The 25964-nt window shown below is 63.3% G+C and carries 24 protein-coding genes; 5 read left to right on the top strand and 19 right to left on the bottom strand.

Annotation, left to right across the window (positions count from 1 at the left end):
* Positions 1-3: 3 nt before the first annotated feature.
* Both AC3ITW_RS09280 and AC3ITW_RS09275 read right to left on the bottom strand, forming a co-directional pair.
* Positions 4-741 (bottom strand): hypothetical protein, encoded by a 738-nt coding sequence (locus AC3ITW_RS09280; RefSeq protein ID WP_489390356.1) that lies wholly within the window; start codon positions 739-741, stop codon positions 4-6.
* Positions 742-839: 98 nt separating this feature from the next.
* Positions 840-1679, bottom strand: a complete 840-nt coding sequence (locus AC3ITW_RS09275; protein ID WP_489390257.1) for a type 1 glutamine amidotransferase domain-containing protein — start codon at positions 1677-1679, stop codon at positions 840-842.
* Positions 1680-1776: 97 nt separating this feature from the next.
* Between AC3ITW_RS09275 and AC3ITW_RS09270 the strand changes: the two genes are divergently transcribed.
* From AC3ITW_RS09270 to AC3ITW_RS09250, 5 genes are all read left to right on the top strand, one after another.
* Complete coding sequence (locus AC3ITW_RS09270; protein WP_489390256.1) at positions 1777-2694, top strand: LysR family transcriptional regulator; 918 nt, start codon at positions 1777-1779, stop codon at positions 2692-2694.
* A 550-nt stretch (positions 2695-3244) separates the two neighbouring features.
* A complete protein-coding gene (locus AC3ITW_RS09265) occupies positions 3245-3601 on the top strand; it encodes a hypothetical protein (protein ID WP_489390255.1) in 357 nt (118 codons plus the stop codon).
* Between the two features lie 198 nt (positions 3602-3799).
* Positions 3800-4879, top strand: a complete 1080-nt coding sequence (locus AC3ITW_RS09260; RefSeq protein WP_489390254.1) for a PP2C family protein-serine/threonine phosphatase — start codon at positions 3800-3802, stop codon at positions 4877-4879.
* Between the two features lie 10 nt (positions 4880-4889).
* Positions 4890-5951 (top strand): serine/threonine-protein kinase, encoded by a 1062-nt coding sequence (locus AC3ITW_RS09255; RefSeq protein ID WP_489390253.1) that lies wholly within the window; start codon positions 4890-4892, stop codon positions 5949-5951.
* Complete coding sequence (locus AC3ITW_RS09250; protein WP_489390252.1) at positions 5948-7081, top strand: serine/threonine-protein kinase; 1134 nt, start codon at positions 5948-5950, stop codon at positions 7079-7081. Before AC3ITW_RS09255 ends, AC3ITW_RS09250 begins: the two co-directional genes overlap by 4 nt.
* A gap of 75 nt (positions 7082-7156) precedes the next feature.
* Here the strand turns inward: AC3ITW_RS09250 and AC3ITW_RS09245 are convergent, their stop codons facing one another.
* The 17 genes from AC3ITW_RS09245 to AC3ITW_RS09165 all read right to left on the bottom strand — a co-directional run bounded on the left by AC3ITW_RS09245 (position 7157) and on the right by AC3ITW_RS09165 (position 25961).
* Complete coding sequence (locus tag AC3ITW_RS09245; RefSeq protein ID WP_489390251.1) at positions 7157-7669, bottom strand: hypothetical protein; 513 nt, start codon at positions 7667-7669, stop codon at positions 7157-7159.
* A gap of 349 nt (positions 7670-8018) precedes the next feature.
* A complete protein-coding gene (gene guaA, locus AC3ITW_RS09240; protein ID WP_012479957.1) occupies positions 8019-9584 on the bottom strand; it encodes a glutamine-hydrolyzing GMP synthase in 1566 nt (521 codons plus the stop codon).
* A complete protein-coding gene (locus tag AC3ITW_RS09235) occupies positions 9581-10057 on the bottom strand; it encodes a hypothetical protein (protein WP_202908186.1) in 477 nt (158 codons plus the stop codon). Before AC3ITW_RS09235 ends, guaA begins: the two co-directional genes overlap by 4 nt.
* Before the next feature lie 107 nt (positions 10058-10164).
* Positions 10165-11622 carry an IMP dehydrogenase gene (guaB, locus tag AC3ITW_RS09230; RefSeq protein ID WP_489390250.1) on the bottom strand — a complete coding sequence of 486 codons (1458 nt, stop codon included), beginning with the start codon at positions 11620-11622 and terminating at the stop codon, positions 10165-10167.
* Positions 11623-11892: 270 nt separating this feature from the next.
* Positions 11893-12654, bottom strand: coding sequence for a DNA adenine methylase (locus AC3ITW_RS09225; protein WP_065722699.1), 762 nt, complete (start codon positions 12652-12654; stop codon positions 11893-11895).
* Positions 12655-12792: 138 nt separating this feature from the next.
* A complete protein-coding gene (locus tag AC3ITW_RS09220; RefSeq protein WP_489390355.1) occupies positions 12793-12999 on the bottom strand; it encodes a phage tail assembly chaperone in 207 nt (68 codons plus the stop codon).
* 130 nt (positions 13000-13129) lie between these two features.
* Positions 13130-13879, bottom strand: a complete 750-nt coding sequence (locus tag AC3ITW_RS09215; RefSeq protein WP_489390249.1) for a hypothetical protein — start codon at positions 13877-13879, stop codon at positions 13130-13132.
* A gap of 5 nt (positions 13880-13884) precedes the next feature.
* Positions 13885-16143, bottom strand: a complete 2259-nt coding sequence (locus AC3ITW_RS09210) for a hypothetical protein (RefSeq protein WP_065722697.1) — start codon at positions 16141-16143, stop codon at positions 13885-13887.
* A complete protein-coding gene (locus tag AC3ITW_RS09205; protein WP_065722696.1) occupies positions 16136-16363 on the bottom strand; it encodes a hypothetical protein in 228 nt (75 codons plus the stop codon). The genes AC3ITW_RS09210 and AC3ITW_RS09205 overlap by 8 nt, the downstream gene beginning before the upstream one ends.
* Positions 16363-16593: a hypothetical protein gene (locus tag AC3ITW_RS09200; RefSeq protein ID WP_065722695.1), complete on the bottom strand. Its 231-nt coding sequence runs from the start codon at positions 16591-16593 to the stop codon at positions 16363-16365. The genes AC3ITW_RS09205 and AC3ITW_RS09200 overlap by 1 nt, the downstream gene beginning before the upstream one ends.
* Positions 16594-16604: 11 nt before the next feature.
* Positions 16605-17387, bottom strand: coding sequence for a phage BR0599 family protein (locus AC3ITW_RS09195; RefSeq protein WP_065722694.1), 783 nt, complete (start codon positions 17385-17387; stop codon positions 16605-16607).
* A complete protein-coding gene (locus tag AC3ITW_RS09190) occupies positions 17384-19084 on the bottom strand; it encodes a hypothetical protein (protein WP_065722693.1) in 1701 nt (566 codons plus the stop codon). The genes AC3ITW_RS09195 and AC3ITW_RS09190 overlap by 4 nt, the downstream gene beginning before the upstream one ends.
* The gene (locus AC3ITW_RS09185; protein WP_489390248.1) at positions 19084-20067 is read right to left on the bottom strand and encodes a hypothetical protein; all 984 of its coding nucleotides are present in this window, start codon (positions 20065-20067) and stop codon (positions 19084-19086) included. The genes AC3ITW_RS09190 and AC3ITW_RS09185 overlap by 1 nt, the downstream gene beginning before the upstream one ends.
* A gap of 3 nt (positions 20068-20070) precedes the next feature.
* Entirely contained in the window at positions 20071-21045 is a 975-nt protein-coding gene (locus AC3ITW_RS09180) for a hypothetical protein (protein ID WP_485617666.1), read from the bottom strand.
* A gap of 2 nt (positions 21046-21047) precedes the next feature.
* Positions 21048-24512 carry a phage tail length tape measure family protein gene (locus tag AC3ITW_RS09175; protein WP_485617668.1) on the bottom strand — a complete coding sequence of 1155 codons (3465 nt, stop codon included), beginning with the start codon at positions 24510-24512 and terminating at the stop codon, positions 21048-21050.
* 184 nt (positions 24513-24696) lie between these two features.
* On the bottom strand, positions 24697-25206 hold the full coding sequence (locus AC3ITW_RS09170) for a DUF6631 family protein (RefSeq protein ID WP_485617670.1): 510 nt from the start codon (positions 25204-25206) through the stop codon (positions 24697-24699).
* Positions 25206-25961 (bottom strand): phage tail tube protein, encoded by a 756-nt coding sequence (locus AC3ITW_RS09165; RefSeq protein WP_485617672.1) that lies wholly within the window; start codon positions 25959-25961, stop codon positions 25206-25208. The genes AC3ITW_RS09170 and AC3ITW_RS09165 overlap by 1 nt, the downstream gene beginning before the upstream one ends.
* Positions 25962-25964: the final 3 nt, after the last annotated feature.

Here is a 25964-nt window from a genome sequence, read left to right as displayed (position 1 = left end):
CCATCACTTCCAATGATCTGGCCCCAAGAACGGCAGGCTCAACACAAACACCGGAACCGCCACAGGAATCAACGCCGCGCCCAGCACCTTGCCGGCGGCCGTTCCAACACCCGGCTTGTCCGTATCGTCCGGCCGGATCCGCTCAGCCCGCGCGGTAATCGACTGCGGCAGCTTCGCCTTCTCGGCCAGCGCCGCAGCATCCGGCAACTTCACCCGCTCGCCCTCACTCTCAAACAGCGCGCTGTAGTAGCTACCACCCTGCCTGGAAAGGTTGCAGTCCGGGTTGGCCGCCAGCTCGTAGCGGCTCCGGGCTTCAAGGATGTACGGCCGGCGCGTCAACTCATCGATGGCCTTGGCCACCCGCGGGCTGATCTCCAACCGCTCCAGCTTGAACTGCGCCGCCTGTTCCGGCGTCACCTGCTCCGGCCGCAGCAGCAGCGCGTAGCTGCCATGCACCTTGGTCCTGTCGGCCGGAACGCGCCAGTCCTCACGGAAGTACATCTGCGCGCAGACCACGGCTTCGCGCAGCGGGCTGTCCATCAGGGCACGGTAATCACGGAACGGCGCGGCGTCGAAGCGCATCGGCTCGTCATAGACCGGCAGCAGGTACAGCTTGCCGTCGTCGGCCACGAAGGCGCCGGTAATCTCGCGATTGGAATGGTGGTAGTCCGGCCCACTGGCGCAGCCAGACAGCAGGGTCAGGCACAAGACGGAGAGAGTGAAGAGGATGGACGTTCGCATGTCGTGTTGAATGGCTTCCTTGGAAAACCGGCCTCGCCGATTAGGACGGGGCCAGTCCGCCATGGTGCCACGGCACCGCACGCGATGCAGAGCCCGCCTTACTTCAACCGCTCAACCAACCGCTGCCCCACCTCCAGCGCCGAAGCCGGGTTCTGCCCGGTAATCAGCTCGCGGTCCACCACCACATGCCCGGTCCACGGCGTGGCATTGCTGCTGAACTTCGCACCCGCCCGCTGCAACGCGGTCTGCGGGTAGAACTTCATCTCACCGCCGCCCAGCAGCGGCTTGGCCTGCTCTTCCTCCTGGTTGCTGATCACCGTCATCTGGTAGCCGCTGTAGATCCACTTCGGCGTGGCCGGCGTCGCGCCCGCCTCCAGCTTTGCCACGAAACCCGCGGCATCCGGCAGCGTGGACAGCAGCGCGATCGGCCCGTGGCAGACCAGCGCAGTAGTCTTGTTGCGCTGGTGGAAGTCGGCCAGCAGCCGGCCCAGCGCCGGGCTCTTCAGCAGGTCCTGCATCGGCGCGTGGCCACCGGGAATGTAGACCGCATCGAAACGCGCGTAGCCCTGCTGCTCGACGCGCGCCAGGCTGACCACCGGCGAGGCGGTCGGCGAGGTCAGCGCCAGTTTCTCCAGCAGCTCCTTGTGCAGGGTCAGCTGCGCGGCATCGTTGCCGAAGTACGCCGGCGTCACCGAGGACGCATCCACCGTCGGCGCCCGCCCCTGCGGCGTGGCAAAGGTCACCTCGTGGCCCGCGTCCAGCAGCAGCTTGACCGGCTGCATCAGCTCGTTGAGATAGAAGCCGGTGGACAGCACCATGCCGTCCTTCAGGTCCAGGTGGTTTTCGTCGGACAGCACCACCAGCACGTTGGCGGCCTGCGCGCCGCTGGCGGCCAGGGTCAGGGCCAGCGCTGCGGCCAGCCGGGTCATCAGGTTCATGAGGTCGCTCCTATCGGGGAATGGCGGCCACTTTATTCATCGCCCCAGCGGCGATAAATTGGCCCCATCGCAAAACATCTGTTCCCTGGAGAGCCAAATGAGCCGCAAGTTCGACTACCTGGGCGATGTGGAGGTGTTCCTGGCGGTGGTCGAGCACGGCTCGTTCACGGCCGGCGCGGTGGCGCTGTCCACCACGCCCTCGGTGCTGAGCCGCGCGGTCACCCGCCTGGAAGCGCGGCTGGGCCGGCAGCTGCTGCAGCGGACCACCCGCCGCGTGGGCCTGACCGACGCCGGGCGGCTCTATCTGGAACAGGTGCGCACCGCCTTCGGCCTGCTGGACGACGCCGAGCGCGACGTACTGGCCCAGGACGGTGCGCTGGCCGGCCGCGTGCGCCTGAGCGTGCCCACCACCTATGGCCACTACCGGCTGCCGCCCGTGCTGGCGCGCTTTGCGCAGCAGTACCCGCAGGTGCAGGTGGAACTGAACATCACCAACCGCAACGTGGACCTGGTGGCCGAAGGCTTCGATCTGGCCATCCGCCTGGGCCAGCTGCCGGACAGCGGGCTGGTGGCGCGCAAGCTTGAAGACGCCCCACTGCTGCTGGTGGCCGCGCCGGACTACCTGCGGCGCCGGGGTACGCCGCAGACGCTGGACGACCTGCAGCAGCACCTGTGCCTGCCCTTCGTGATGCCGCGCACCGGGCGGCTGGCGCCGTGGATCTTTCGCGACGACGGGCGCGACGTGGACTGGCTGCCGCGTTCGTCCATCGAGACTTCCGACGATGTGCTGGGCGTGGTGTCGCTGGCCGAACAGGGCATCGGCATCTGCCAGAGCTATGAGTTCATCGTGCGTGAGCGATTGCAGCGCGGGCAGCTGGTGGAAGTGCTGCCACAGCTGCGCGGGAGATTGCGACCGTTCTCGGTGATCTATGCGCCGCATCGGCGGCAGTCGGCGGCGGCGCGGGCGATGATTGAGTTGCTGGTGGGGAATGCGGGTGAGAATCGCGCTGGTTGAAGCTACGAGCTTGTTAACGCTGTCGGGTTTGAACCGATTTTCGGGGCGTGCGGCTGGTTCGACGCCGTTGGTTGGCGAGGCGAACTAAGAACTGTTGCAAAGAAGGCCGTCGCGCTATTCGCTTGTGGCGCGGGCGATTGCGCCACTTTGATTCGCTATCAGCAGAGCAGCCGCGCGAATGCGTCTGCTGGCGTCGCGTGCTGCACGAATGGTGCGTGCAACAATAGTCCTTCGCTCTCGAGTTCGCCGATTCCTTCGCGAATTTCTATTGGCATTCGAAGCGGCTGCGTAAACACCATGACGTGCCACCGACAACGGGTGGCTCCGGGTCTGCAAACCCGCGATGAGCAACGACTGTTGTTTACGCTTGCCCGTCGGCACCGTCCTTAACCGGTGCCGGCGGGCAATCCGTCGGCCTATCTGGCGGGCGGTGCGTGGGGGTCTTCGGACCCACCGGTCATTCGTTGCTTCATCCCGGTTTGCAGCCACGCATCGTCCGCCACCCCGCTACGCGGTGGCGCTGTTAAGCACAGCAAAGGAAACCGACGCCATGAACGATTCCGACATCCTCTCCGCGTACACCGTTGTTGAGCCCATCAACGACGACACTCCCCTGCCCGACCTGAACTGCCTGCTCGGCATCCTCAAGCGGATGCGCGGCTGCGAAGGGGCCGATGGGCACCCTTGGCCTGAGAACGATGTGTCACCCGGCCGCCGCGTGAGCCTGGCCAGGAGCGAGCGTGCAATGGTGGGGGCCCTGACAGTGCTGGAGCTGCTGCACGCTGCCGACCGCTGCCGGGTCGCAGCGGACCCGGAGCGGCATTTGGATGAGGGGGTGGTGGATGGACTGTTTCTGGCTTGCCGGGGGTTGGTTGAGTGGGCTTGTCGGGAAGTTAGGCCGGAGTGACCCTCAACCGCTCTCAATAGGCAACAGTACGGACTTGCCCGCACACTCAGTGTCCGCTTCAAGCCAGAAGCGGCGTCAGCAGTCATCTATGCTGGCCACGCCTCGCCGCAAGACGACCCCAGCCGTACCAAACATTGATGCCAGCTGGTTTAACTGACTATCGTTGGTTATGCTCTGGCTGCCTCAGAAGGAATCGGCATGCCACTCCACTCCACCCTTGATGAAATCGGCGAACAGTTGCTGGCAGAGCTATTGCCTGCGCCCGCGACACCAGTACCCAAACTATTCCAGATTGGCGATGGATTCGCGATCGGAACGCACATAGGAAATAAGCGTTCAAGGAACGAGGATAGGGTCGCAATTGCACGAGTAGATGTTGCCTCTCAAATGGCCTACTCAGCGCACATTATCTGCGACGGGGTAGGAGGATCACAGCGGGGCGACGAAGCGGCGGCGATTGCTTGCGCGTCGATTGTGTCACAGTTGAGCTCCCAAACGCGCTATCGCTCGCCCGCCCAGCTAATGCCTGAATTGATCAGAACTGCAGATGATGCGGTACGACTTCTGCTCGGCGGCGCAGGACAATCCACCCTCTGCATGCTGCTCAATTCAAATGACGGACAGTGCGCCTTGGCAAGCATTGGTGATAGTCGCGCTTATTCGTGGGATCAAGGCAGCGAACTTATTCAGCTGACCGAAGACGACACGCTTGCCAATGAAATTAAGCACCACAAGCTGGAGCATGCGCAAGCATATCTCAACGCACGTGGCCTGGAGGGAAGCCTATCGCAAGCCCTCGGCGAGCCAGGCAGAACGAGCAACGAGCTCAGTATCCATGTACTGACTGATCGGAGCTTCCCTCCTGGCGGAATACTGCTAGCTACGGACGGAATCTGGATTAATGATGCAAACGCATTCAACTTGATTACCAGGCATTCTCGTGGTCCAGGCGAGCTCATCCGCCGCCTGCTAACTTGCGCATCCTGGCTTGGAGGAATCGACAACGCTTCAGCCATAGCCATTAGAGATCCACAGCAAATGCCGGAAACCGTGGACTCTCTCCCTCGCAGTACACGCATAACTTTGTGGCTCGCAGATAAGCAGGTTGTTACCTATCGGTCCACAGCTGAATTCGCGGAATCATACAAGCCGCCGATAGAGAAGCAGACAAAGAAGCGCCGAAAGAAGACTGGCGCCAAGCCCACTCAGTTGGAGCTACCTGACTCAGATGTAGCAATGAGAGGCAATAACATAGTTGCTGGTCCGGACGACGAGTAGGAGACACGATATGGATACACGGAGGTATGCAATCGCGCCACAGCAAATGGCTGGCGGCTACGGCTCAGTGATAGAAGTCCACGACCGCTATCTAGATCGCTCAGTACTGTTCAAGCAAATGCACGATCCTGCGAATAACAATCAACTCGTTGCGGAGGTTGCAGCACTAACGCGCACCAGATCGAGACATATCATTGATATCTACGATGTTGATACCGACGAGCGCGGCATGCTAACGGGAATAATCATTGAGAATCTCCGTGGCAGAGACTTTCTGAATTTTCATGCGGAGGCTGCACAGAGCCCCGCAGAACTCACAAAGGTGATCTACCAGCTTGCTTGCGCTGTGAATGATCTCCACTCAGCCAACATAATCCATCGCGACCTCAAGCTGGACAACTTCAAGGCATCTGATGCAGGAATCGTCAAGCTGTACGATTTCGGCATATCGTCCGCTTCGGGAACTCATGTAACCACTCAGAATCGAGGCACGCTTGACTACGCGGCGCCGGAACTATTCACTCCAAACGGCGTTGTAACGCGTGCATCGGACGTCTATTCCCTTGGGATCTGCTGCTGGAAACTGGCAACAAATCAATTCCCTGCCCAGCTGACTGAGCGGCCACCACAGAAATCTGGACCGCCCCCTCTTCTAGGGACACTCGCCCCATTTATGGACAGCGAGCTCGTAGAGATCATCCACGCATGCATTGATCCGGACCCTGCGATTAGACCTAGCGCTCAGCAGGTGATGGAGCGCTGCGAAACCCTACTATTGAAGGGCCAGCACAAAGGTTTGTTCTTCAGCGAACGCTCTACGGTTTATGAGCTTTCGGCCCAGAAGCCTACTGTTCGAATAAATATCGCTCCTTTGGGCGAGATTCGCGCAGCCTATGACGGGACTGAATTTAAGGTGACAGGCGTTACTGGAAACGTGTACATCAACAACGTCGCCGCAGTGGTAGGACGACCACTTCACGATGCGTGTGTAGTCACATTTGGCTCTTTCGATATTGGCCGCAATCGCCAGTACATCAGTTTCCTTTGCTCCAAACCGGAGATAGTGCTGTGAACGGAATCCTTCTGGCCCAAGGCGAAGTCCTCATAGACCGATATCGAGTGGACGAATACTTGAACGCAGGGGCGATGCAGGAAGTGTATGCCTGCACTGACCTCAAGCTTGGACGTCGTGCGGTGGTCAAGATTCCAAAGGGTGGAGTTCGCGATAGGCGCTTCAAGCGAGGCGCCGAGATGAGTGCGCGCATCAATCACCACAACATAGCATCCACCTTTGATTATCATGAGGATAGTCAAAGGACATTCCTGGTTGAGGAGCTCGTCGACGGAACAGATCTAGGTAACAGATTGGCGAATCAGTTCCAGTTCCTCGACCCTTCGCTGGCGGCGCACGTGCTTCACAACGTAATTCGCGCAGTACACGAAGCCCATCGCGCGGGAATTTGCCATCGAGACCTAAAGCCGAGCAACATCATGACATCGGACGACTACGCCTTGTCATCGATCAAGTTAACCGACTTCGGAATTGCGAAGTTGGCTGAGAGTGAGATTAGGGAGGAAATGGCTGAGTTCGAGCGTGATGAATCCACCCTTACAACCTCCAGCACATTGCTCGGCGCGATCCCATACATGGCTCCAGAGTGCTGGCGAAGCTGGATCGATGCAGGAAAGCCGATGGACATCTGGGCAATTGGATGCATTGCCTACCAGCTTGTTACTGGGAACCTACCGTTCGGCTCCGGTCGCAGAGCAATTGCTGAAGTCGTCAGAATGGAGCAGATTGGCGCAGTGAACCTCCCCCGCCCCCCTTTGTTCGGGCGTTCAGCCGCGACTCGCGGCTTGGAGGAAGAGCTCTGGAGCTTGATTACGCGGTGCCTGGCTGTTGACCCACAAGCACGGCCCACTGCATCTGACCTGCTCACGTCCTGTGGCATCTGGTGCTATGCGACAGCTGAGAGACGACTAGGCTCCATCCTTAACTTTGGCGTCACATATGCTGGCGGTGGACGAAGCCAAACTGGCACAATTCAGGACGACGTCCCTTCAAAGTCATACTTCTACCACGCCAGCGAATTCTACGGCCCAGGCAACCCAGCGGCTGGTCAGCGGGTAAGTATTTGCGCCTATCCCGGCTCACCTAGACTGCGTGCGGCACCAGTACTTCTACTTCGTCAACCGATCTAGATTCAGAGAAGGGAAACATTTGCTTTGCCAATGTACGTTTCGGGCCTCACTAGCCCGTGCTACCCGAAATCGCTCTTAGCGAGTCGCTTCAATTGGAACAATCTCTGCAATCGCTTCAATGCTTCCAATGCTAATAAGCAATGGTGAGAGCAAGCGATCATCCGGCGGAAGTACGGTTAGGCGATACTCGCATTGAGCTGCGTATGCTTCAGGCTTTGAGTACGCCACCCCAAGTTCATGTGGCACGCCATAGCTAACAGAAGCATCCATACTGATTCCGCCCCGCACAGCTGTTTCGATCTTTGCATGCAATCGCTCTAGCAGCTCCCCTGGATCATGAATCACTAGACAGGCATCGGCACCACTGAATCCGCCTGCATCTTCAGGATATCGATGAGAAGAAAAGCAGATCATTAGATAGTCTCGGAGCAAGCGATTAGTTAACATCACCTCACCTATGGGACGTATGAACTGACCATCTTCGCGAGAGATATAGACGAGCTCTGGCGCCACCGCTCGGCTGCGGCATAGCTCATAGTCTTGGCGGGCAGCGTCGCCCTCAAGTTCCGTGTAGAAGGATGCTGGCATGAGCCGGAACTCTCCCAGGCGAAGAGACCTGTCCAGCCACTTCCGCTCCGAGTAGCGGTAGAGTTTCTCTGGTCGAGCACAGTTTATTTCCATTGATCAACCTTCTATTGAAAGGGACAATCATAACCATGGATGTGCTCCGGTTCCTGAGACTGCAGACGTTTCAGTGTCCCGCCCCGTTTCATAAGTACTTCTTTCGATTTCGCATCTGTTCCGAATGCCTTGATTGCCACCTTGCAGCCACTGATGCGTTGGACCTGCAGCACTGGACTCGGCCAAACTGCCTCGCCCACCGATGTGCCAGCGATGATAAGAAAAGGGCGCCTCTCGGCGCCCTCTTTCTTTCAACTCATTCCCACTCAATGGTAGCCGGCGGCTTCCCCGAGATGTCATAGACAACCCGCGACACCCCCCGCAACTCATTGATGATCCGGTTACTCACCGTACCCAGGAACTCATACGGCAGATGCGCCCAGTGCGCGGTCATGAAGTCGATCGTCTCCACGGCCCGCAGCGCAATCACCCACTCATACGCCCGCGCATCGCCCACCACGCCCACCGACTTCACCGGCAGGAACACGGCAAACGCCTGGCTGGTCTTGTCGTACAGGTCGGCCTTGCGCAGCTCATCAATGAAGATGGCATCGGCCTTGGCCAGCAGCTCGGCGTATTCGCGCTTCACTTCACCCAGAATGCGCACGCCCAGGCCCGGGCCCGGGAACGGATGGCGGTAGACCATGGTGCGCGGCAGGCCGAGCTCAACGCCCAGGCGGCGCACTTCGTCCTTGAACAGCTCGCGCAGCGGCTCCACCAGGCCCAGCTTCATGTGCTCCGGCAGGCCGCCCACGTTGTGGTGGCTCTTGATCACATGCGCCTTGCCGGTCTTGCTGCCGGCCGACTCGATCACGTCCGGGTAGATGGTGCCCTGCGCCAGCCACTTGGCGTTCTTCAGCTTGTTCGACTCTTCGTCGAAGATCTCAACGAACAGGTTGCCGATGATCTTGCGCTTGGCCTCCGGGTCGCTCACGCCTTCCAGCGCGGCGAAGTAACGGTCGGCGGCATTCACGCGCACCACCTTTACGCCCATGTGCTCGGCGAACATCGCCATCACCTGGTCGCCTTCCTGCCAGCGCAGCAGGCCGGTATCCACGAACACGCAGGTCAGCTTCTCGCCGATGGCCTTGTGCAGCAGCGCAGCCACCACGGACGAATCGACGCCGCCGGACAGGCCCAGGATCACTTCGTCATCGCCCACCTGTTCGCGCACACGGGCGATCTGGTCGTCGATGATGTTGGCGGCAGTCCACAGGGTCTGGCAGCCGCACACGTCCACCACGAAGCGGCGCAGCAGCGCCTGGCCCTGCAGGGTGTGGGTCACTTCCGGGTGGAACTGCACGCCGTACCAGCGCTTTTCTTCGTTGGCCATGGCGGCCACCGGAATGCGGTCGGTGGTGGCGGTGATGGTGAAGCCCGGCGGTGCAACGGAGACGTGGTCGCCGTGGCTCATCCAGACATTCAGCTTCGGCTCGCCGCCGTGGTCGCTCAGGCCCTTGAACAGTGCATCCGGGTTGATCACGTTCACTTCGGCGTGACCGAACTCGCGCTGGTCCGCCGCTTCGGTGGCACCGCCCAGCTGGGCAGCCAGGGTCTGCATGCCGTAGCAGATGCCGAAGATCGGAAGGCCGCTGTCGAACACTTCCTGCGGCGCGGCCGGCGCACCCGGCAGCGTGGTCGATTCCGGGCCACCGGACAGGATGATGCCCTTGGCGCCGAAGCCGGCGATCTCGGCCGGGTTGTGGTCCCACGCCCAGATTTCGCAGTAGACGCCCAGCTCGCGGATGCGGCGGGCGATCAGCTGCGTGTACTGCGCGCCGAAATCGAGGATGAGGATCTTGTCGTTATGGATGTTGGTCATGGTGCCGTTCCAGTGGTGTTTTTCGCAGCGCCCGGCGCTTCAAGGCTCTGCGTCAGCGTGGCGATGAACGCCTCGCGTTGTTGAATATGTGAGGGGTCTTCCTCGTCCCAGCGCAGCATCAGCAGGCCGTGCGGTGCGTTGGGGTTGGAGCGGTCGGCGCGCGGCAGCTCGGCGATTTCCTGCACTTCGGTGCCGGGCACGATGCGCCGTTGCAGCGCCGCCATCGAGAAGCCCGAATCCGCAGCGCCCCAGGACGCCCAGCGCACGCTCATCCGTGCGGGCTCCAGCGCGCCCAGTACCGGCGTCAGCACCGGATCATCCGGCCCATGCAGCGGCTCGGTAATGCATTGCAACGTGACCTGCAGCGGGCGCTCGCCGGAACCTTTCAGCAGCGTGCGCTGCTCGCCGGCGGCCTGCACCTGCCAGCCCTTCGGCAGCGAGAACGCGTTCTGGCACGCCTGCACGTCCTGCAATTGCGAAACCGCCGCGCCCGGGGACCCGGAGCGCGGCGGCGGTTCGGACAACGAGCAGCCTGCCATCAGCAGGCTGCTCGTGACCGCAAGGACGGTGCGGAATCGCATCAGGAGCGGTAGTTCGGCGGCTCTTTGGTGATCGTCACGTCGTGGACGTGGCTCTCACGCTGGCCGGCGCCGCTGATCTTCACGAACTTGGGCTTGCTGCGCATGTCCTCGACGGTGGCGCAGCCCACGTAGCCCATGGTGGCGCGCAGGCCGCCCATCAGCTGGTGGACGATGCCGCCCACCGGGCCGCGGTACGGCACGCGGCCTTCGATGCCTTCGGGCACCAGCTTGTCGGCGGTGGCGCCGTCCTGGAAATAGCGGTCCTTGGACCCCTTTTCCATCGCGGCCAGCGAACCCATGCCGCGGTAGCTCTTGTACGAACGGCCCTGGTACAGTTCGGTCTCGCCCGGCGATTCCTCGGTACCGGCCAGCAGGCCACCGACCATGATGGTCGAGGCACCGGCAGCCAGCGCCTTGCCGATATCGCCCGAGTAGCGGATGCCACCGTCGGCGATCAGCGGGATGCGGTCCTGCAGGGCTTCGGCCACCAGATCAATGGCGGTGACCTGCGGCACGCCGACGCCGGCGACGACGCGGGTGGTGCAGATCGAGCCCGGGCCGATGCCGACCTTGACTGCGTCCGCGCCGCTGTCCAGCAGCGCCAGTGCGGCTTCGCCGGTGCAGATGTTGCCACCGATGACCTGCACCTGCGGGAAGTTCTTCTTGACCCAGCTGACGCGGTCCAGCACGCCCTGCGAGTGGCCGTGCGCGGTATCGACCACGATCACGTCCACGCCGGCGGCGACCAGCGCTTCCACGCGGCGATCGGTATCGCCACCGACGCCGACGGCCGCGCCGACCAGCAGGCGGGTCGACAGATCCTTGGCAGCGTTCGGGAAGTCGGTGTTCTTCTGGATGTCCTTGACGGTGATCAGGCCACGCAGTTCGAACGAATCATTGACCACCAGCACCTTTTCGATGCGGTTGCGGTGCAGCAGCTGCAGCACTTCATCGGAGGCGGCGCCTTCCTTGACCGTGATCAGGCGATCCTTCTTGGTCATGATGTGGCGGACCGGATCGTCCAGCTCGGTCTCGAAGCGCATGTCGCGATGGGTCACGATGCCGGCCAGCAGGCCGTCGCTGCCCACCACCGGCACGCCGGAGATGTTGTGCGCCTGGGTCAGGGCCAGCACGTCGCGGATGGTGGTTTCCGGGCCGACGGTGATCGGGTCGCGGATGACACCGGCCTCGAACTTCTTGACCTTGGCCACTTCCGCGGCCTGCTGTTCCAGGCTGAGATTCTTGTGGATGATGCCCATGCCGCCGAGCTGGGCCATGGCGATGGCCAGGCGGGCTTCGGTGACGGTATCCATGGCTGCGGACAGGATCGGAAGCTTGAGCTTCAGGTCGCGAGTCAACCGCGTTTCGAGGTTGACGTCCTTGGGCAGGATGGTCGAATGGGCGGGGACGAGCGAGACGTCGTCGTAAGTGAGTGCTTCAGCCTGGATGCGCAGCATCGGCATACCCGAGATGTGGGGAAGCGCGACATTTTACCCTGTTTTCGCGCCGTGTGGCAGGGGGTAGATGCGACGCAGTGTCGCGCGCGCGGTAATTGGTTCAGGGGGGCCTGGGTGGGTACCAACCTTGGTTGGTACCCACGGAACCGCCATGGTGTAACGGCGCGCGATAAATCGCCCGCCGCAGGCGAGATAAACGTTGGGGCGCTCATGTTGCGCCCAGCGGAATGAAATTGCACGGGGCGGAAACCGCCCCGTGCCCACGCTGACCTACCAGGTCGTGTAGATCAGCTCCCGCCGCTGGACCGCCTGTCGACCGATCGTGTAGCGAATCGGCACCACGCGGTCACGGAACTGCCCGAACACCTCCCTCATGGCCGGGTGGTCGTTGATCGTCAGGATGGCCGCGCCGCGCAGCCCTGCCATCTGACTGGCCAGCTCCTGGTACTGCTCCATCCCAAAGGGTGCGCCGTACCCCTCGGTCTCCCAGTACGGCGGATCGAGGAAGAACAGGGTGTCCGCGGCATCGTACTTGGCCATGCACTGCTGCCAGGCCAGGTGTTCGACCGTGACCTTGTGGAGCCGGAGGTGCGCGGCGCTCAGATCCTCCTCTATGCGCAACAGGTTCAGGCCCTTGCCACCCCGGCCGAAGCCGGGGGTCTGGCCGGTCGCCTTACCGCCCCAGGCCAGCCTCTGCAGATAGTAGAAGCGTGCAGCTCGCTGGATGTCAGTGAGGGTGTCGGGGTGCTGGAGCTGGCACCAACGGAACATTTCCCGGCTCGTCAGAGCCCATTTGAACTGCCGGACGAACTCCTCAAGATGGTTGGCCACCACCCGATAGAGGCGCACCAGCTCGCCGTGACAGTCATTGAGCACCTCAGCCTTGGCCGGCTCTCTCGCGAACAGGAGAGCAGCGCCGCCGGCGAAGGCCTCTACGTAGGTCCGGTGCGGAGTATCGGCTACCAAGGGCAGCAAGTGGGGCAGCAGGCGGGTCTTCCCGCCCGGCCAGGGGAACAGCGTGGTCGTCTTCATTCTCAGCCTCTGCGATGGTTCTAGGCCAGGCTTGTGTCCCCCGCGCGGGGAGCAGGGCCTCGGCCAATTGCACGCGGGCTGTACGCGTGTGTTGCGGCGCCAGGCAGGCAGTTGGAGCTGCCGGCCTGGCGCCCTGTTCTAGATGTGGAGAGGGAGCCGTTCTAGTCCGGCTGCACCTTCAGGAAGAGCCGGCGGTGCTGGCCAGGCGCAGTTGGGGAAGTCCGCCCGCTCCGGCAGATCGCGAAGCTCTTGGCGGTAGACCGCCCATGCCGCCTTGGCTTGGGGTTCCAGCGGGCTGTCAGGCGCCTGAGTCCAATCCGATCCACGGAGCAACGCGGTTCGCATCGCTCGCCCCTGTGCGGCCTGAATGGCGTTGAGCACTGCAGGAGGAACAGTGCCAGCCCGGACTTCGCCCCCCTGAAGCTCCGCATCTGCGCTGATCCTGCGGAATCCGGTGCCGGAAACCGCATAGGTCTCATCGTTCATAGGCGTACCCATAGACGTCGATGTAGGCGCCGGCCTGCGCGGCGCTCATCATGTAGAGCAGCTGCTGGGTCGAATCCGTAGGAAGGTAGGCCACCACCGCCTGCCCGCCATAGCTCACCCCGATGAAGTGATCATTGGTGGTCAGAGCGGCGTCGCCGGGCCCAACGACGAGATTCGCTGAAGCTGACAGGTTCAGCACCCGAGCGCAGACCGACCTTGAGGTGGTGGGAATCGCGGAACCACAGGCCACGATTACCGGCGCTGTTGAGGCTCCGTTGCTCAGCACGCGAAGCTGGCTACCCGCCATGCGGTAGACCACCTCACCCTTTGCGGCGTTGTGATCGAACTCATAGAACCTTCCGCTGGCATTGGTTCGCACACTTCCGATGTAACGCCGCGAGGCGGCACCAGTCTTGGCGCGGGCGGTCCCGCTGTAGGGAGCGGCCGGGGCATCGGTGACGGCCTCGATCGCCGGCGTTGAGCCGTTGAGGTACAGATAGAGGTGGTACCAGGTGTTCGCCGCAAGCGTCAGACCGCTGAGGGTCAGCGCGGCCGGCAGCTCGATGGCCTGCTGCAACGACGGAATCCAGGCGCTGCCACTGGAAACACGAACCGCAGCCGGCCCCACGTACTCCATGCGCAGGCCAAGGATATGGCCAGCCATCGTCCACAGGCCGGCCCCGGCGGCGACCGAGGCCGCACTGGCGGCGGCGAGTTGGGAGAGTTTGACGTCGGGCATTGGGGTTACTCCAGGATGATCGGATCGCCGGCTTCCGTGACGATGCGGTCGCCCGCTTCGGTCACCAGCTGGGCGCGGTAGAGGAAGGTGTGCTGCAGGCGCTGCCAGCTGGTGAAGCCGTCGCGGACGGCCTCGATCTCAACCCGCAGCGTCTTGCCACCGCTGCCGACCGGTGGCAGGTAGCTGTCGGTCGCGGCGGTGATGCCAGCCTGCGTGCGCACCAGGCTGCCCTGCAGGTACCAGCGAGCGGTGTAGGTGGTGCCTGGCTCCGGGCCAATGCTGGACTGCTCGGAGTCGACCAGCTGATCGGCCTGCAGGAGGCGATCGCGATGTGCCCAGGTGGCAACCACGTTGCCGCCGGTGCCCCAGGCCTCAGCAGGATAGGTGTCGCCGTTGATGCGCAGCCGGCCTGGTGGATACGGCCGGACCTGACGCCGGCGCATCGTCAGCGCGATCGCTGTGGCCAGATCCGGGTTCAGCTCGCCCTGGCTGGTACGGGTGAGCAGCTTGGCTTCGGGAGATTCGCTGGCCAAGTACTCACGGCCATCGAAGCCGACATATTCATCGGTGAACCACACCCGCGTACCCACGGCATGGGGCACCGGCACAGTGTCCACGCAGCCACGGGCCACGGTCAGCGTCGCCGCCACCGGATCGATGGACACCACCCGGACCAGCTCGTCATCGATCAGCGCCTCGGTGCCGACCTCAATCATGTCCAGGCTGACGCCGGCCGACAACGCAATGGCTGCCGTGGTGGCCGTCATAGCGGTGATCAGCAGGCCGGTGGGGGCAAAGTCGGCCGCACCTGCCTCGGCGAACGCCGCACCGCCCAGCCGGGTCTGCAGCGTGTAGCCGAATGCCACCGAGGACGGCCGCACGCCGATCGAGGTCAGGTAGCCAACGTCGGCCGAGACGGCGGCCAGCTCCGTTGCCCCAAGGGTGGTGGCCAGGTCGCGGTAGCTGGCTTCCTGCAGGCGCTGCACCGTGACCGGCTTGGGCTTGGTATCGGGCTCGACCCATGCGCTGTCCGAAGGCTGGATGTAGCTGGCTGACGCCATGCCGGCGACGTCCTGGACAACGGTCAGCACCACGGCCGTCTCGGTCTGCGTGCCGTCGTCGATATCCAGGATCCGCACCGGCATGCGGGCCACGCCCCGCCGTGGCCACGACAGGGCCCGCGCCTGCCCGCGCTTGAACGGGCCAGCGTCCAGGCGCACCCGAATCTTGACCCTGCAAGGCAGGCTGCTCACGGCGGCCACCTCACGTGCCGCAACGCGCGCAGCGAGCGCGGAGTTCCATAGCCCCGGATAGTTCTTGCGGCTGCTTACAACCCGCCCCTGGGCCTGAACGCTGGCCAGGTTCTGATAGGTGACTGCCGCGTCCTTGTTGGTGGCGATATCCCGGTAGACGACCGTGATCTCATTGACGCTGCCCTCCAGCATCGGCTGCTGCCACTCCATCAGCTCGATGATGTTCGCCGGGCCGATCTCCTCCAGGGTGGCAGGATCGTAGTCCGGCCGCACCAGCACCAACTCGGTCAGCCCCGTCACTGGATCCTCGATCCGCATGCCACCGATGTGGTCGCACACCATGTCCATGAACTCGCCTGCAGGAACTGATCGGGACCACTTCAGGCACAGGCCGAACCCTTCGTTCTTCAACGTCTGTGCCGCCTTGCGGAAGCTCTCATCGTTGATCACGTCGATCGGGTGGCCCATGCCTTCAGTGCGTACCTGATAGACAATGTGGGCCGGGTTCATCCCCTCATCGATCTGCACCAGGTCACCCTGCCAAAGTCCGTTCTTCCAGCCTTGGCGCCAGCGCGAGACCTTCTTCGTCCAGTTCTTGATGTACGGGTTCATGGCCGACACCTGGCCATTGAAAACCGTCGTGAACAGGCCGCGTGCCGCTGGCCACGGGCCGGGCACAAGCGACTGCAGGTAGGCGCTGGGCATCTGGGTGGGCTCGCCCATACGCACCTCCAGCGTGCCGACGATGCCACCTTCGCCCTTGTCGCCGCCGAAGATCTCCGGCGCCAGGATGGTGATCGAACGAGACGCCGTGATCGGACCGGTGGCCGGAACTGTCCTGGGGATGTTCATCCCGAGAACCGTGGTCCACGCCGTTTGCGCGCTACCGTCCCATACCTTGCGATCGCCCACGCGGATCTCCCGCAGAGCGTCGACCGGGCCAAGGCATTCGCCCATGTAGAGACCCATGTAGTAGCGATAGCCGACGGTTTGCTTCTTGCCACTACCCACGACCGGCCTCCTCGCGGGCAAGCGCGGCCAGGCGCTGTGCGAATGCGTCATCCAAGGCTTCGAACTGCTCTACCGGCAAGCCGTCATCCAGGAACCGGCGTAGATCCAGCCCATGACGATCCATCCAGGTGCGGATGCCTGCGGCGCACAGCACGCCACTGTGCTCGCCCAGCTTGGCCGCGCGCGCGTGTTCGACGGTGACCAGGACAGGACGATCCATCACTTCTTGCCGCCCTTGACCTTGATCGGCGTGGTGCGCAAATCGCCGTAGAACAGCACATTGGGATCATCGATCCAGTTCGTGCCGAAGGTCATGCTGCATTCGCGACCATCCTCGGCGGTGGGGACATTGAAGTCTTCCAGCGCGGCCGGCTTCGGCACCGTAGGCTTCGGGCGCATCACGTAGCTGACGATCAGCGCCACGATCATTACGACGATTTGAACCCACATGGAAGGCTCCTTTAGAAGATGGGGTCGGGTCCGAAGGGGTTCTTCGGCGGAATGGTGTGCTGGCCGCCGTAAAGCAGCGCGTTGTTGAACTTCTCGTGGCAGATCTGCAGGGCGTGGCCACAGCCGGGGTAGGCGGATACCAGTGCGCCTGCAGCGAGCGGCGCTGCGGTCAGCAGCGTGAGGGTCGGGCCAACGTGACCAACGACGAAGCGGTACTCGACGGCTGTGCCCTGGACCCACTTGATGAAGCCGCCCACGAACCAGCCGTCCGGCTTCGCTGCAAAGGCAGTAGACGTGATCGTCTGAGTGGATGCGGCGGACAACATGCCGTCGACCCGGAACAGCTCCGGATTCACCCCGCAGTCGGCGTCGAACAGCGCGAAGGGGCACTGTCCCTGCCAGCACCGGCGAAGGCCGTTGGTCGCGGCGGCGCCGATGTTGCTCTGGCAGGTCAAGACCAGGTCATTCTGCCGCTCGGTGAAATCGCTCAGTACGCCATTCCACGTGCCCCGGATAGCGCCATCGCTCTTCCGGATCCGCCGCCACCGGACGATGATGCGTTCGGTCGGCGGATAGGGGCGAAGCACCGATGCCAGTGGGAGCGACAGCGGCACGGTCACCTCCAGATTTGACCGGGCCTCTTGGGCCGATTGCCCAAGGCGGCCGCGCTTGATGGCCTCGGCGGTGAACTGCTGCGAATCGTAGGTTTCGGCCCGATCGCTGGAGGTGTAGCGCCAGCGCTGGGAACCGCGCCCAAACTCGTACAGCTCGACGTGGCGGGAGAACAGGCTCATGGTTCACTCTCCTCGGCGCCGATGCCGGCGAAGGACACCCGGCAGCGCGCCACACCCTCGCCATCGGTTTCGTGGGACAGCTCGACGGTGTCGGAGCTGAGACGGGCCAGCACCATCCAGCTGATCAAGCGAATGGCGCTCGGCTGCAGGGCGATCCCGTGCGGCACGTCCAGCTGCAGGAATTCCCGCTGGGGATCCAGCTCGGTGGCTTCGACCAGCTGCCTGTAGAGAATCTGGCCATTGAACAGCTCGATGCGCAGGTACCGGCGACCGGCCTGGGCACGCCCGAAGCGGGCCACACCTGCCCAGGCGACCACGATGCCACCGGAGGTGGACAACGCCGGTTCAACCAGCTCCAGGTCATCAGCCCAGGATGGCACCCATAGCGCCGATACGCGTCCCTGCAGCCAGTACAGCAGACTGCGCAGGTTGGTCTGTTCCGTGCGCCCCCAGGTCTGCCAGGCATGCGACTGCAGCGGCCAAGCCTTGCCGGTGATGTCATCGACCGCCACCGGCCCGACGTCGCCATCGATCACCACCAGCTGCCGGCCGAACTCGGCCGTCTGCGCCTGGTCAAGGTCAGGGCGTTGCTCCAGCACCGGTCGACCACGATAGGTCGCTGCCGGCGGTACCGCTGGCCAATCGCAGGTCTCCACTGCAGCCAGGCGCACGGTCGACCGCATGACCTGGTCGGTCACCCGTTCCAGGCTGGGGGTTTCGGCGATGCGCGCGGTCCTGCAGGGCAGCACGCGGGTGCCCGCCGCCCAGACATTTGCCGTGGGGCGGGCCAGCTGCAGGCCGTCGGCGGTAATGCTGGCCACCTCCACCAGCTCGTAGGTGGTGACGTCCTTCCAGAGCATGGCCAAGCCGCCAATCCGGTAGTCGCGCTGGGTGGCCGCCGGTACCGGAATCGACTGCACGCCCAACACCAGGCGCGCCCGCAGCCAGGAAACGTCATTCCAGATCGGCAGCGCCCAGGTCCGAGCCGACCAGTCGAACAGCGCGTGCTCCAGCACCTGGCGCTCGCGGCGATCGGCGAGCACGCTGAATTCCCAAGAGCGTCTCGGCGAGCCCCGAAGCGGGTAGCGCGCCTCGCTGCCACCGACAGACTGCTGCACGTCCGTTGCCCAGGCCAGCGTTTCGGTGACCGGCCGCTCCCAGTCCGGGGGCAGCATCCATGCCGACATGCGATTGCCGGTAATCGTGACGGTACGCCGGCCCAGCGCCACGAACTGGTAGGACAGCGTGGCTGCAATAACCGGCGGTCCATCGGTGGTGATCGAGAGCTGCCAGCGGCGCAGCTGCAGCGGCGCGAAGGGCAGTGGCGGCGCGCCAGGCCCCACCAGCTCGACGCCCTCTCCGTTCTCCAGAGCCACCGAGTTCAGCGTCTGCGGCTGCAGGTACGCATTCCAGACCTGGACGTAGCGCACCTGATTGGTGACCAGGTTGCCCAAGTCGATGCGCAGCGGCAGGACGTGGATACGGTAGTACCAGTCATCGAACGACGTGCGCAGCGCCGGGCCGATCGACCGCTGCTCGGGTTCGACAATGGTGGACTCTCTGGGCACACCCACGCCGAAGCCGGATTTCGCATCGGCTGCGCGAAACTGAACTGGAATGCGCGTGCGCGGCGTTGCCAGATTGGCGCTGCGCCAGTTCGGCCCCGTGCTCGTTTGGTTTCCGAGGAGGATGGTCATCAGGACTTCTTCACCGCCCAACCATAGTTGCCGCTTGCTGGCGGAGCATTGGTGACATTGCTCATGGCCAGCTTGCGTAGCCACGGGAACACCACCCAGGTTTCATCGCCGACAGTGATCTCCTGCTCCGGCTCCAGCTTCTCCATGTAACAGGCGCGCAGGCCCAGGACCTGGCCGATGGCGGAATGGTAGGGGGTTGAGCCAACGCGTCGCACGGTCAACTGGATGGGGTGGAGAACACTGCGACCGGAGAAGGTGTTGTCGTCGGTGCCACGCAGCGCGTATCCAAGCCACAGGCTGTCGTAGCTCGAATTGCCGGTAATCCCATTTGCCTGATCGATTGTTCCGACCCCACTTCCCGCATGGCCTTCGGCACCCAGCGACCAGCCGTAGTAGCCGCAAATCAGGTGGTAGCAGTTGGCGCGACCTTCCTCGATTGAATCCGCACGAACATGACCGCCGCCGGTTGTCTGGGTGGTGTGTCCGAACAGAACCACGTTGGGCGCGCTGGAGGTGATCATGCCGCTCCAGGAACCTGTCCGCGCCCAATACGTTCCCTCCACGTAGGTGCCGCCGGCGTAGTCACCGGCCTTATCCAGGACACCGAACGCATGGTGGCGATACTCACCGGCAACCGCCTGCGCGATCGCAACGTGGATCGCGTTGCCATTTGCAAACAGCTTCAGGCGCGGAAACGGCCCAACAAGCTGGTAGGTGCTCACATCGCGAGGCGAAACCAAGGGCTGCGTACTCGGCGGCTGGCCGCCGTCGTAACCAATTGAGATCCGCGAGAGCAGACTTTGCTGATCGTAGTTGAACAGATGTACGTAGTCGGACACACCAGGAATGCGGAGTGTGGCGGTGCGATTGGCGCCTGAGAGGCTGTTGCGCTCGACGGTCCAGCCGTTGGCCTGTGCAAACTGGACGACCAGGTCGATCAGGGTCTGGACGTTCGAAACGTTGGTGAACTCGGCGTAGGCCATCTCTTACTCCAGAGCAAATGCGGCGTATTCGCCGTCGCCAGTTCGATACACATTGGGGATGAGCAGGTGGTCCACGCCGCCCAACGTGACGATCTGCTCGGCCGTGGCGCCAAAGGATGGCGTGTAGAACACCCCGTCGAAGCTGCCGTAGAACTGCCCGCCTTCCGGCATCTCGTCCACGCGCGAGCTGGGCTCACTACCCTCGGACTTCCAGCCGATACCCATCAGCTGTCCACGCTTCAGCCAGCGCTGGCCGTCCAGGCAGTTGCGAACATTCGTATTGGAGATGTACGACGCCCACGGCACGATGAGCCGGCCAGTGGCCAGTTTGGAGCCGGTGTAGCTGTTGCGAATGGGCAGCCACGCTTGCATCGGCGTGAACAGGTAGGCCTGGCTGTACGCATTGTTGGCACGGCCTCTGGCATGGGCGTTCCAGAAGTTGGAATGCTCGTAGGTATCCAAGGACGCAACCGCGTCCCTGCCAAGGTGTGCCCCGCCGATGAACAGCGGATAGCTCCAGTCACTCGGAAGGTGCTCCGGCAGGATGAAGCCGCCATACAGGGCATCGTAGCGGCCGTTGGTGCGGGCGATGACCTTGAAGCAACGGCCGTTGGCTATGAACCAGTATTTGATCGGCGAGTTGACGCCAAGGATAGATACGTACTCGGAGTTTGCCCCCGCCTGGGTCATTCCCGGCAATGCGGGGTTGTATGCGGTGTGGCCGCGCATGCACATGTTGTAGTAGTTGCTCGCCGGCACTACCCACGCCTGCAGCGACAGGTAGATCTCATCTTCACCGGCGAGCCCGCGCCCCTTCAGTGACACAAAATCGTTGGCCGCGATCGGGCCGCTGGCGACGCCGCCCACAACCTGCCAGTGCTGATTGGCAGCCACCAAGGCGGCATTGGAGGTCAGGAAGTCCCGCAGCCGGGTCATGAGGTCGGTGATGTTGGATGCGGTGTCGGTTACCCAGACCATGCTCAGAATCCCAATACTTGGCGGATCGCCGCAGAGTTGCGGTTGATCTTGTTGATGATGGTTCTGTCGCTGCCTGGATCGTCGATGTAGTCCTCGAACAGACCCGGCGATACCTGATTGATCAGGCGTATACCCAGCTGAGTAGGCGAGCCGGTCGGAGCCGCCGCCACTGTGTTGAACACTGGCGAGCGCTGCAGCGAGGGCATCTGGCTGACCAGGCCGCCGTCGGCAAAGGCATAGGCACCCCATCGCCGGACGGCATCCATCCCGATGGCGTTGAAGGCATGCAGGAATGCGAGTGCACCGGGCTGAGAAACAACCTTGGCCCGGGCTACGAATTCACCGTTGGAGAGCCAGGCAGGAATGCTGTCACTGGTACCTGTACCTGCACCCCAAACGGGACCACCCTGCGCTCTACTGACGGGAGTAGGCGTACCCACACTGACCGTGCCGGTGTTGCTGGCCGCACCAGCAATACTACCGACCATACTGACAACGGCCTTGGCATTGTTGGCCGCAGCCAGTGCGATGGCGGCTTGCTTGAGTTGGACTGCGGCCGCAGACAGAGCCCCTGCACCGGTGATCAGACCGCCGCCGGCGCCCGCCAAGGCCGAGGCGCTACTGGTCACGGCACTTGCACCGGCGGTGACAACACCGCCAGCAGAGGACAATGCGGCCGCCGACGCCTGCGTCGCGGTCGCCGCCGCGGCCTGCGTGCCGACTTCGGCGCCTTTATCGAACAGCTTGCCAGTCAGGGTGGACGCCAGCTTGGCGGACAGCTCATCGGCCACATACCCAGCCAGGCCACTGGCGATGGACTGGAAGAAGCTGCGCACGATCTCACCCAGGGTGGCATTGCCATTGGCCAGCGACATGAGGGCATCACGGAATGCGCTCTGGAACGTGGTGCGCACGTTCTGCTGCAGCAGGTTGGTGGTGGCGGCCATCTCCTTGAGCTTGACGGCCATCTGCTCGGCAGCCTGCAGCGCTTCGGGATTGTTCAGCGCCTCGGCGGTGGCGCGCATGCGATCGGGAAGATCGACCAGGGCGGTCAGCTGTTGCCGGGACAGATCTACCAGCTTCTGGCGCGCCTGCGCTTCGGTGATCAGCCCAGCCTGCAACTCAACCTGGATGCGCTGCTGAGCCAAGCCCATTTCGCCCATTGCGCGGTTGTAGGTCTCCTGCATCTTCTGCAGTTCGGCCGTGAGGCGGACCAGCTCCTTGGCACGGTCGACCTCGGCCACACCGGACTGGTTGCCAGCCTCGACCATCTGCCGGCGTGTGACCTCGAGCTCGCGCAAGCTCTTGGCCTGCTGTGCATCGGGACCGCGCCCTTCAAGGTTGGCAATCTGATCCCGCACCTCCAGCAGCTTCCGATTGGATTCAACCAGAGCGTTCGCAGCATCAAGCTTCTTCGCGCTATCCAGCAGCTCCTGCTTAGTCTTCGACGACGCATTCTGGAAGTTGCCCTCATCGATGGCAGCCTGGACGCGGGAAACCTCCGTGGCCTTCTTGCGTGTCTCATCGAGCGTGCCGACCAGCTCGATCTGTTGCTTCAGGCGCTCCAGTTCGCGCAGCGCAGCTGCCTCATCCTTCTGGGCCTCGTTCTTGGGGCCCTTTGGCTTCTTAGGCAGGCTTTCGGCATAACGTGCTCGGGCCTCCGCCTCCAAGGCCTTGATCGCCTTATCGTCCATGCGGCCGGCCTTGCCCAGTGCCCGGATCTTGGCGATCTCCTCTTCAAGCTTCTTCACCTTGCTCAGATTGCTTATGCGAAGGCGCTCGAACTCTTCCCTCGCCTTTTCTTCCTCCGGCGTCAGGGGGGCATAGATGCCAGCCATCTGCACCTTCACAGGCGCGTTGGTTCCAGAGGCCGCCCGGATGCGCGCAGCCATCTTGCCGGTCAGGTCAGCAAAGGAAGGGAGCCCGAAGTTCTTGGCCAGCGTGCTGCCGACCACGCCCATCCCCAACAGATCGGACAGCCGCGGCAGCCTGGCCAGCACACCCCATTCGCCAGCCAGCTGGACCACCGCGTTGGTGAAGTCGCCCAGCGCGCCCCAGGCGCCGCTGACGTCCTTCTTGACATCCCGCCAACCGCGGGCGAGCGCCGGCATCGTCTCATCGCTCTGATCTGCGACCTCATCGAGGCGATCGGAATAGATCTTGATCGCCTCCGCCACTGCCTCCTGCTGGTTGCCCTCTTTGACCAGGGCGCGCACGCGCGCGAGCTGGGCTTCTGTCAGGAAGTTCTCCGACTCGGTGAGCGTAAGTAGACCCTCGACCGGATCCTTCTTCAGAGAGAGGAACTTGGCGACGGTGGTATCGATGGCCTGGCCGGCGGAGGCCTGCATCTTCGCAGCGCTGCGGGCGACGAGCTCGAACTGCTCACCGGTGAAACGACCGGTTTGCGCCACCTTCGTCAGCGCCTCAGCAGCATTGCCTCGGGAAACGCCTTGAAGGCCGGTGAGCTGATCGCGCCGGGCCTGCAGGTTGGCAGTGCTGGTGGCTGCATAGTTGTTGGTGACGATCAACGCCCGCTGGAAAGCCATCTCTTCGTCGGCCGCCTGTTTCCAGGCCAGCACCAGGCCGCCCACCGCCGCGGCCAGTCCGCCGACCACGGCGATGGTGGGGGTAATAGCGCCAACCAGCGCACGCGCGGCCGGCACCACACCGCCAAAGGAATCCTTCAGCTGGCCACCCTGCTGGATGGCCACCATCCAGATCGGCATGCCGCTGACGATGCTGGTGGTGATATCGGTGATCTGCGCCGGCAGCTGGCGCATGGCCATCTGGTACTGCCCGGCGGAGATAGCGCCCGGCCCGCGGCCGCGATTGTTGATTTCGGCCAGGTTGACGGCGTTACGCTGGATGTTGATGCCCGCAAGGGCGCGGTTGTACTGCTCGCGGCTGATGCGACCGGCATCCACCGCTGCCTTGAGCTCCTGCTCGTCGCGCTCGAGTTTCTGCAGCTTGGCCGACGCACCGTCGTACCGGCCCATGACGCCTTCCAGGGAGCGTTGACGCTGCTGCTCAGTGCGGCTCAGCGATGCTTCCTGCTTGTCCAGCGTCTTCAGTGCGCTGTTGTAGTCCTCGGTGGTGATCAGCCCGCGCGCCATGACCCGATCGAGCAGAGCCTCGGTGTCAGCCAGCTCGGACATGCTGGCCGCGCCCTGCTGCAGACGAGCATCGAGCTCGGAGATCGAGCGGATCTCATCGGCCACCGTCTTCTGCATGGATGCGCCGGCCGTGCGCACCCGATCCGCGGCTGAAGCGCTACTGCGGCTGGCCTGGTCCAGCGCGCCGGCCACCTTGTCGGCACCCTTGGTGACACCCTCCAGACCTGCGCCAGCGGCGGTGCCAGCATCCTTGATCGAGGCCAGCCCCCGCTGCAGCACCGGCAGGCTCTTCTGCGCCTGCTCGATATCCAGGGCGATGCGCATCGCCAGTTCAAGGTTGCGGGTGGCGGCCATTGTTACTTCAGTTCCTTCAGCAAGGTGGTCGCCGGATCACCCCCGGCATAGGCAGCGTTGGTGTCGGTAATGCGCTCCCGCCGTGCTCGCCGCTGTTGGGCTTGGACATGCTCCCAAGCGAGCAGGATCTGGCGCTGCGTCATCCGACCGATATCGGCAAAGCAGCGCCCGTAGCCGGCACAGATCAGGTCGGTGAAGACGCGTCCGTAGCCGACTGGCTCACCCTTTTGCCGACGGCGTTGCGCAGCAGCCGGCGCAGCAAAAAATTTCCGTTGGCCTGCCACCACAACAGCAGCATCTGCTCGCCATCGGTTTCATTTAGCGTTTCCAGCCAGGCTTCCTGCGCCCGCACCTCGGCCGCGGTATCGGCGCCCTCGCCCGGCGGAGGGGCAATAGCGCAGGCCAACAGGTGGCGGAATACATCCGGATGCGAGAGCAGGACATCGGTGACCTGCAGCATCGAAGCCGGCTCGCGCCCTTCAAACAGCGGCTGCAGGTCGGCCAGCAGAGGGGCGGCCACAGGCAGGATGCGGGCCCCTTCGAAGAAGCCGTATTCGCGCACGATGATGGTCTTACCGTCGACCTGGCCCTGCTGCTGTCCGGCCAGAATGTCCAGTTCGTCGGCAATGCCCTCCGGTTCCGGCGCACCGGATCCGGAGGGCAGCTCGGCCTGGTTACCGATGCGGGTAGCCATCAGGCCGCATCCACCAGCAGGACGCGGGCGTACAGACCGAAGCGCGGATCGGACTGGCGGACCGGATCGATCTTGGCTTCGCCATTGAGCACGATCTCACCGAAGGTATCGTTGATCAGCGCCAGGGATTCAGCCGCCGGGAACGAAATGCGGTTCACGTCGGCGCGGATGCGCTGAGTGGTACCGTCGACACTGTTGACCGCGTCGAACAGCGCGTAGTACTCCGACTTGCTGCTCTCGAACACCTTGACCACGCTGTGGGCAGCGTACTCGTAGGTCTTAGCGACCACCGCGGCCTTGGCGGTCAAGAAGGTGATGATGCCGGTGGCCCGGTTGAAGGTGTAGTCGGTGTCGGCCACCAGCGGTGCTGCCGGCGTACCACCCTCCAGCACCAGCGCGCTGATCGCAGCGTACTCCAACGCGACCACGTCGCCGGGCTTGACGGCACCGATGGCCTCGTTGGCGACCGAGCCCGAAGCCAAATCCAGAAGCGTGCCATCGGTGGCCAGGGCCAGATTGTCGGTGTTGATCTGACCCAGCGTCAGCCTCACACCCAGGTTGCGCTCGGTGGTCATGGTAGCGGCGACGCCGCGCACACCCGACCAACTCTCCTTCTTGGTTTCACGGGTGCTGGACATGGCCAGCTCCAGGACGCTGCTGTCATACACCCAGCGCGCCGGCGCGCGGCTGCCGTCGGCATTGCGCAGACCCAGATAGACGCGGCCCTGGAACGAGAAATATTCGGTATTGGACATGGC

The organism is Stenotrophomonas sp. KH_052 (assembly GCF_057838755.1).
Note: the sequence above shows the minus strand (reverse complement) of the source record. Positions and strands in the feature narration are given on the sequence as shown.

Excerpts from the sequence above, each read along its gene's own strand:
- AC3ITW_RS09225 (WP_065722699.1), bottom strand. The coding sequence starts at position 12,654 with ATGAAGACGACCACGCTGTTCCCCTGGCCGGGCGGGAAGACCCGCCTG.
- AC3ITW_RS09255 (WP_489390253.1), top strand. The coding sequence starts at position 4,890 with ATGGATACACGGAGGTATGCAATCGCGCCACAGCAAATGGCTGGCGGC.
- AC3ITW_RS09170 (WP_485617670.1), bottom strand. The coding sequence starts at position 25,206 with ATGGCTACCCGCATCGGTAACCAGGCCGAGCTGCCCTCCGGATCCGGT.
- AC3ITW_RS09215 (WP_489390249.1), bottom strand. The coding sequence starts at position 13,879 with ATGCCCGACGTCAAACTCTCCCAACTCGCCGCCGCCAGTGCGGCCTCG.
- guaA (WP_012479957.1), bottom strand. The coding sequence starts at position 9,584 with ATGACCAACATCCATAACGACAAGATCCTCATCCTCGATTTCGGCGCG.
- AC3ITW_RS09260 (WP_489390254.1), top strand. The coding sequence starts at position 3,800 with ATGCCACTCCACTCCACCCTTGATGAAATCGGCGAACAGTTGCTGGCA.
- AC3ITW_RS09220 (WP_489390355.1), bottom strand. The coding sequence starts at position 12,999 with ATGCGAACCGCGTTGCTCCGTGGATCGGATTGGACTCAGGCGCCTGAC.
- AC3ITW_RS09165 (WP_485617672.1), bottom strand. The coding sequence starts at position 25,961 with ATGTCCAATACCGAATATTTCTCGTTCCAGGGCCGCGTCTATCTGGGT.
- AC3ITW_RS09270 (WP_489390256.1), top strand. The coding sequence starts at position 1,777 with ATGAGCCGCAAGTTCGACTACCTGGGCGATGTGGAGGTGTTCCTGGCG.
- AC3ITW_RS09190 (WP_065722693.1), bottom strand. The coding sequence starts at position 19,084 with ATGACCATCCTCCTCGGAAACCAAACGAGCACGGGGCCGAACTGGCGC.
- AC3ITW_RS09265 (WP_489390255.1), top strand. The coding sequence starts at position 3,245 with ATGAACGATTCCGACATCCTCTCCGCGTACACCGTTGTTGAGCCCATC.
- guaB (WP_489390250.1), bottom strand. The coding sequence starts at position 11,622 with ATGCTGCGCATCCAGGCTGAAGCACTCACTTACGACGACGTCTCGCTC.
- AC3ITW_RS09245 (WP_489390251.1), bottom strand. The coding sequence starts at position 7,669 with ATGCCAGCATCCTTCTACACGGAACTTGAGGGCGACGCTGCCCGCCAA.
- AC3ITW_RS09180 (WP_485617666.1), bottom strand. The coding sequence starts at position 21,045 with ATGGTCTGGGTAACCGACACCGCATCCAACATCACCGACCTCATGACC.
- AC3ITW_RS09280 (WP_489390356.1), bottom strand. The coding sequence starts at position 741 with ATGCGAACGTCCATCCTCTTCACTCTCTCCGTCTTGTGCCTGACCCTG.
- AC3ITW_RS09275 (WP_489390257.1), bottom strand. The coding sequence starts at position 1,679 with ATGAACCTGATGACCCGGCTGGCCGCAGCGCTGGCCCTGACCCTGGCC.
- AC3ITW_RS09205 (WP_065722696.1), bottom strand. The coding sequence starts at position 16,363 with ATGGATCGTCCTGTCCTGGTCACCGTCGAACACGCGCGCGCGGCCAAG.
- AC3ITW_RS09200 (WP_065722695.1), bottom strand. The coding sequence starts at position 16,593 with ATGTGGGTTCAAATCGTCGTAATGATCGTGGCGCTGATCGTCAGCTAC.
- AC3ITW_RS09185 (WP_489390248.1), bottom strand. The coding sequence starts at position 20,067 with ATGGCCTACGCCGAGTTCACCAACGTTTCGAACGTCCAGACCCTGATC.
- AC3ITW_RS09195 (WP_065722694.1), bottom strand. The coding sequence starts at position 17,387 with ATGAGCCTGTTCTCCCGCCACGTCGAGCTGTACGAGTTTGGGCGCGGT.
- AC3ITW_RS09175 (WP_485617668.1), bottom strand. The coding sequence starts at position 24,512 with ATGGCCGCCACCCGCAACCTTGAACTGGCGATGCGCATCGCCCTGGAT.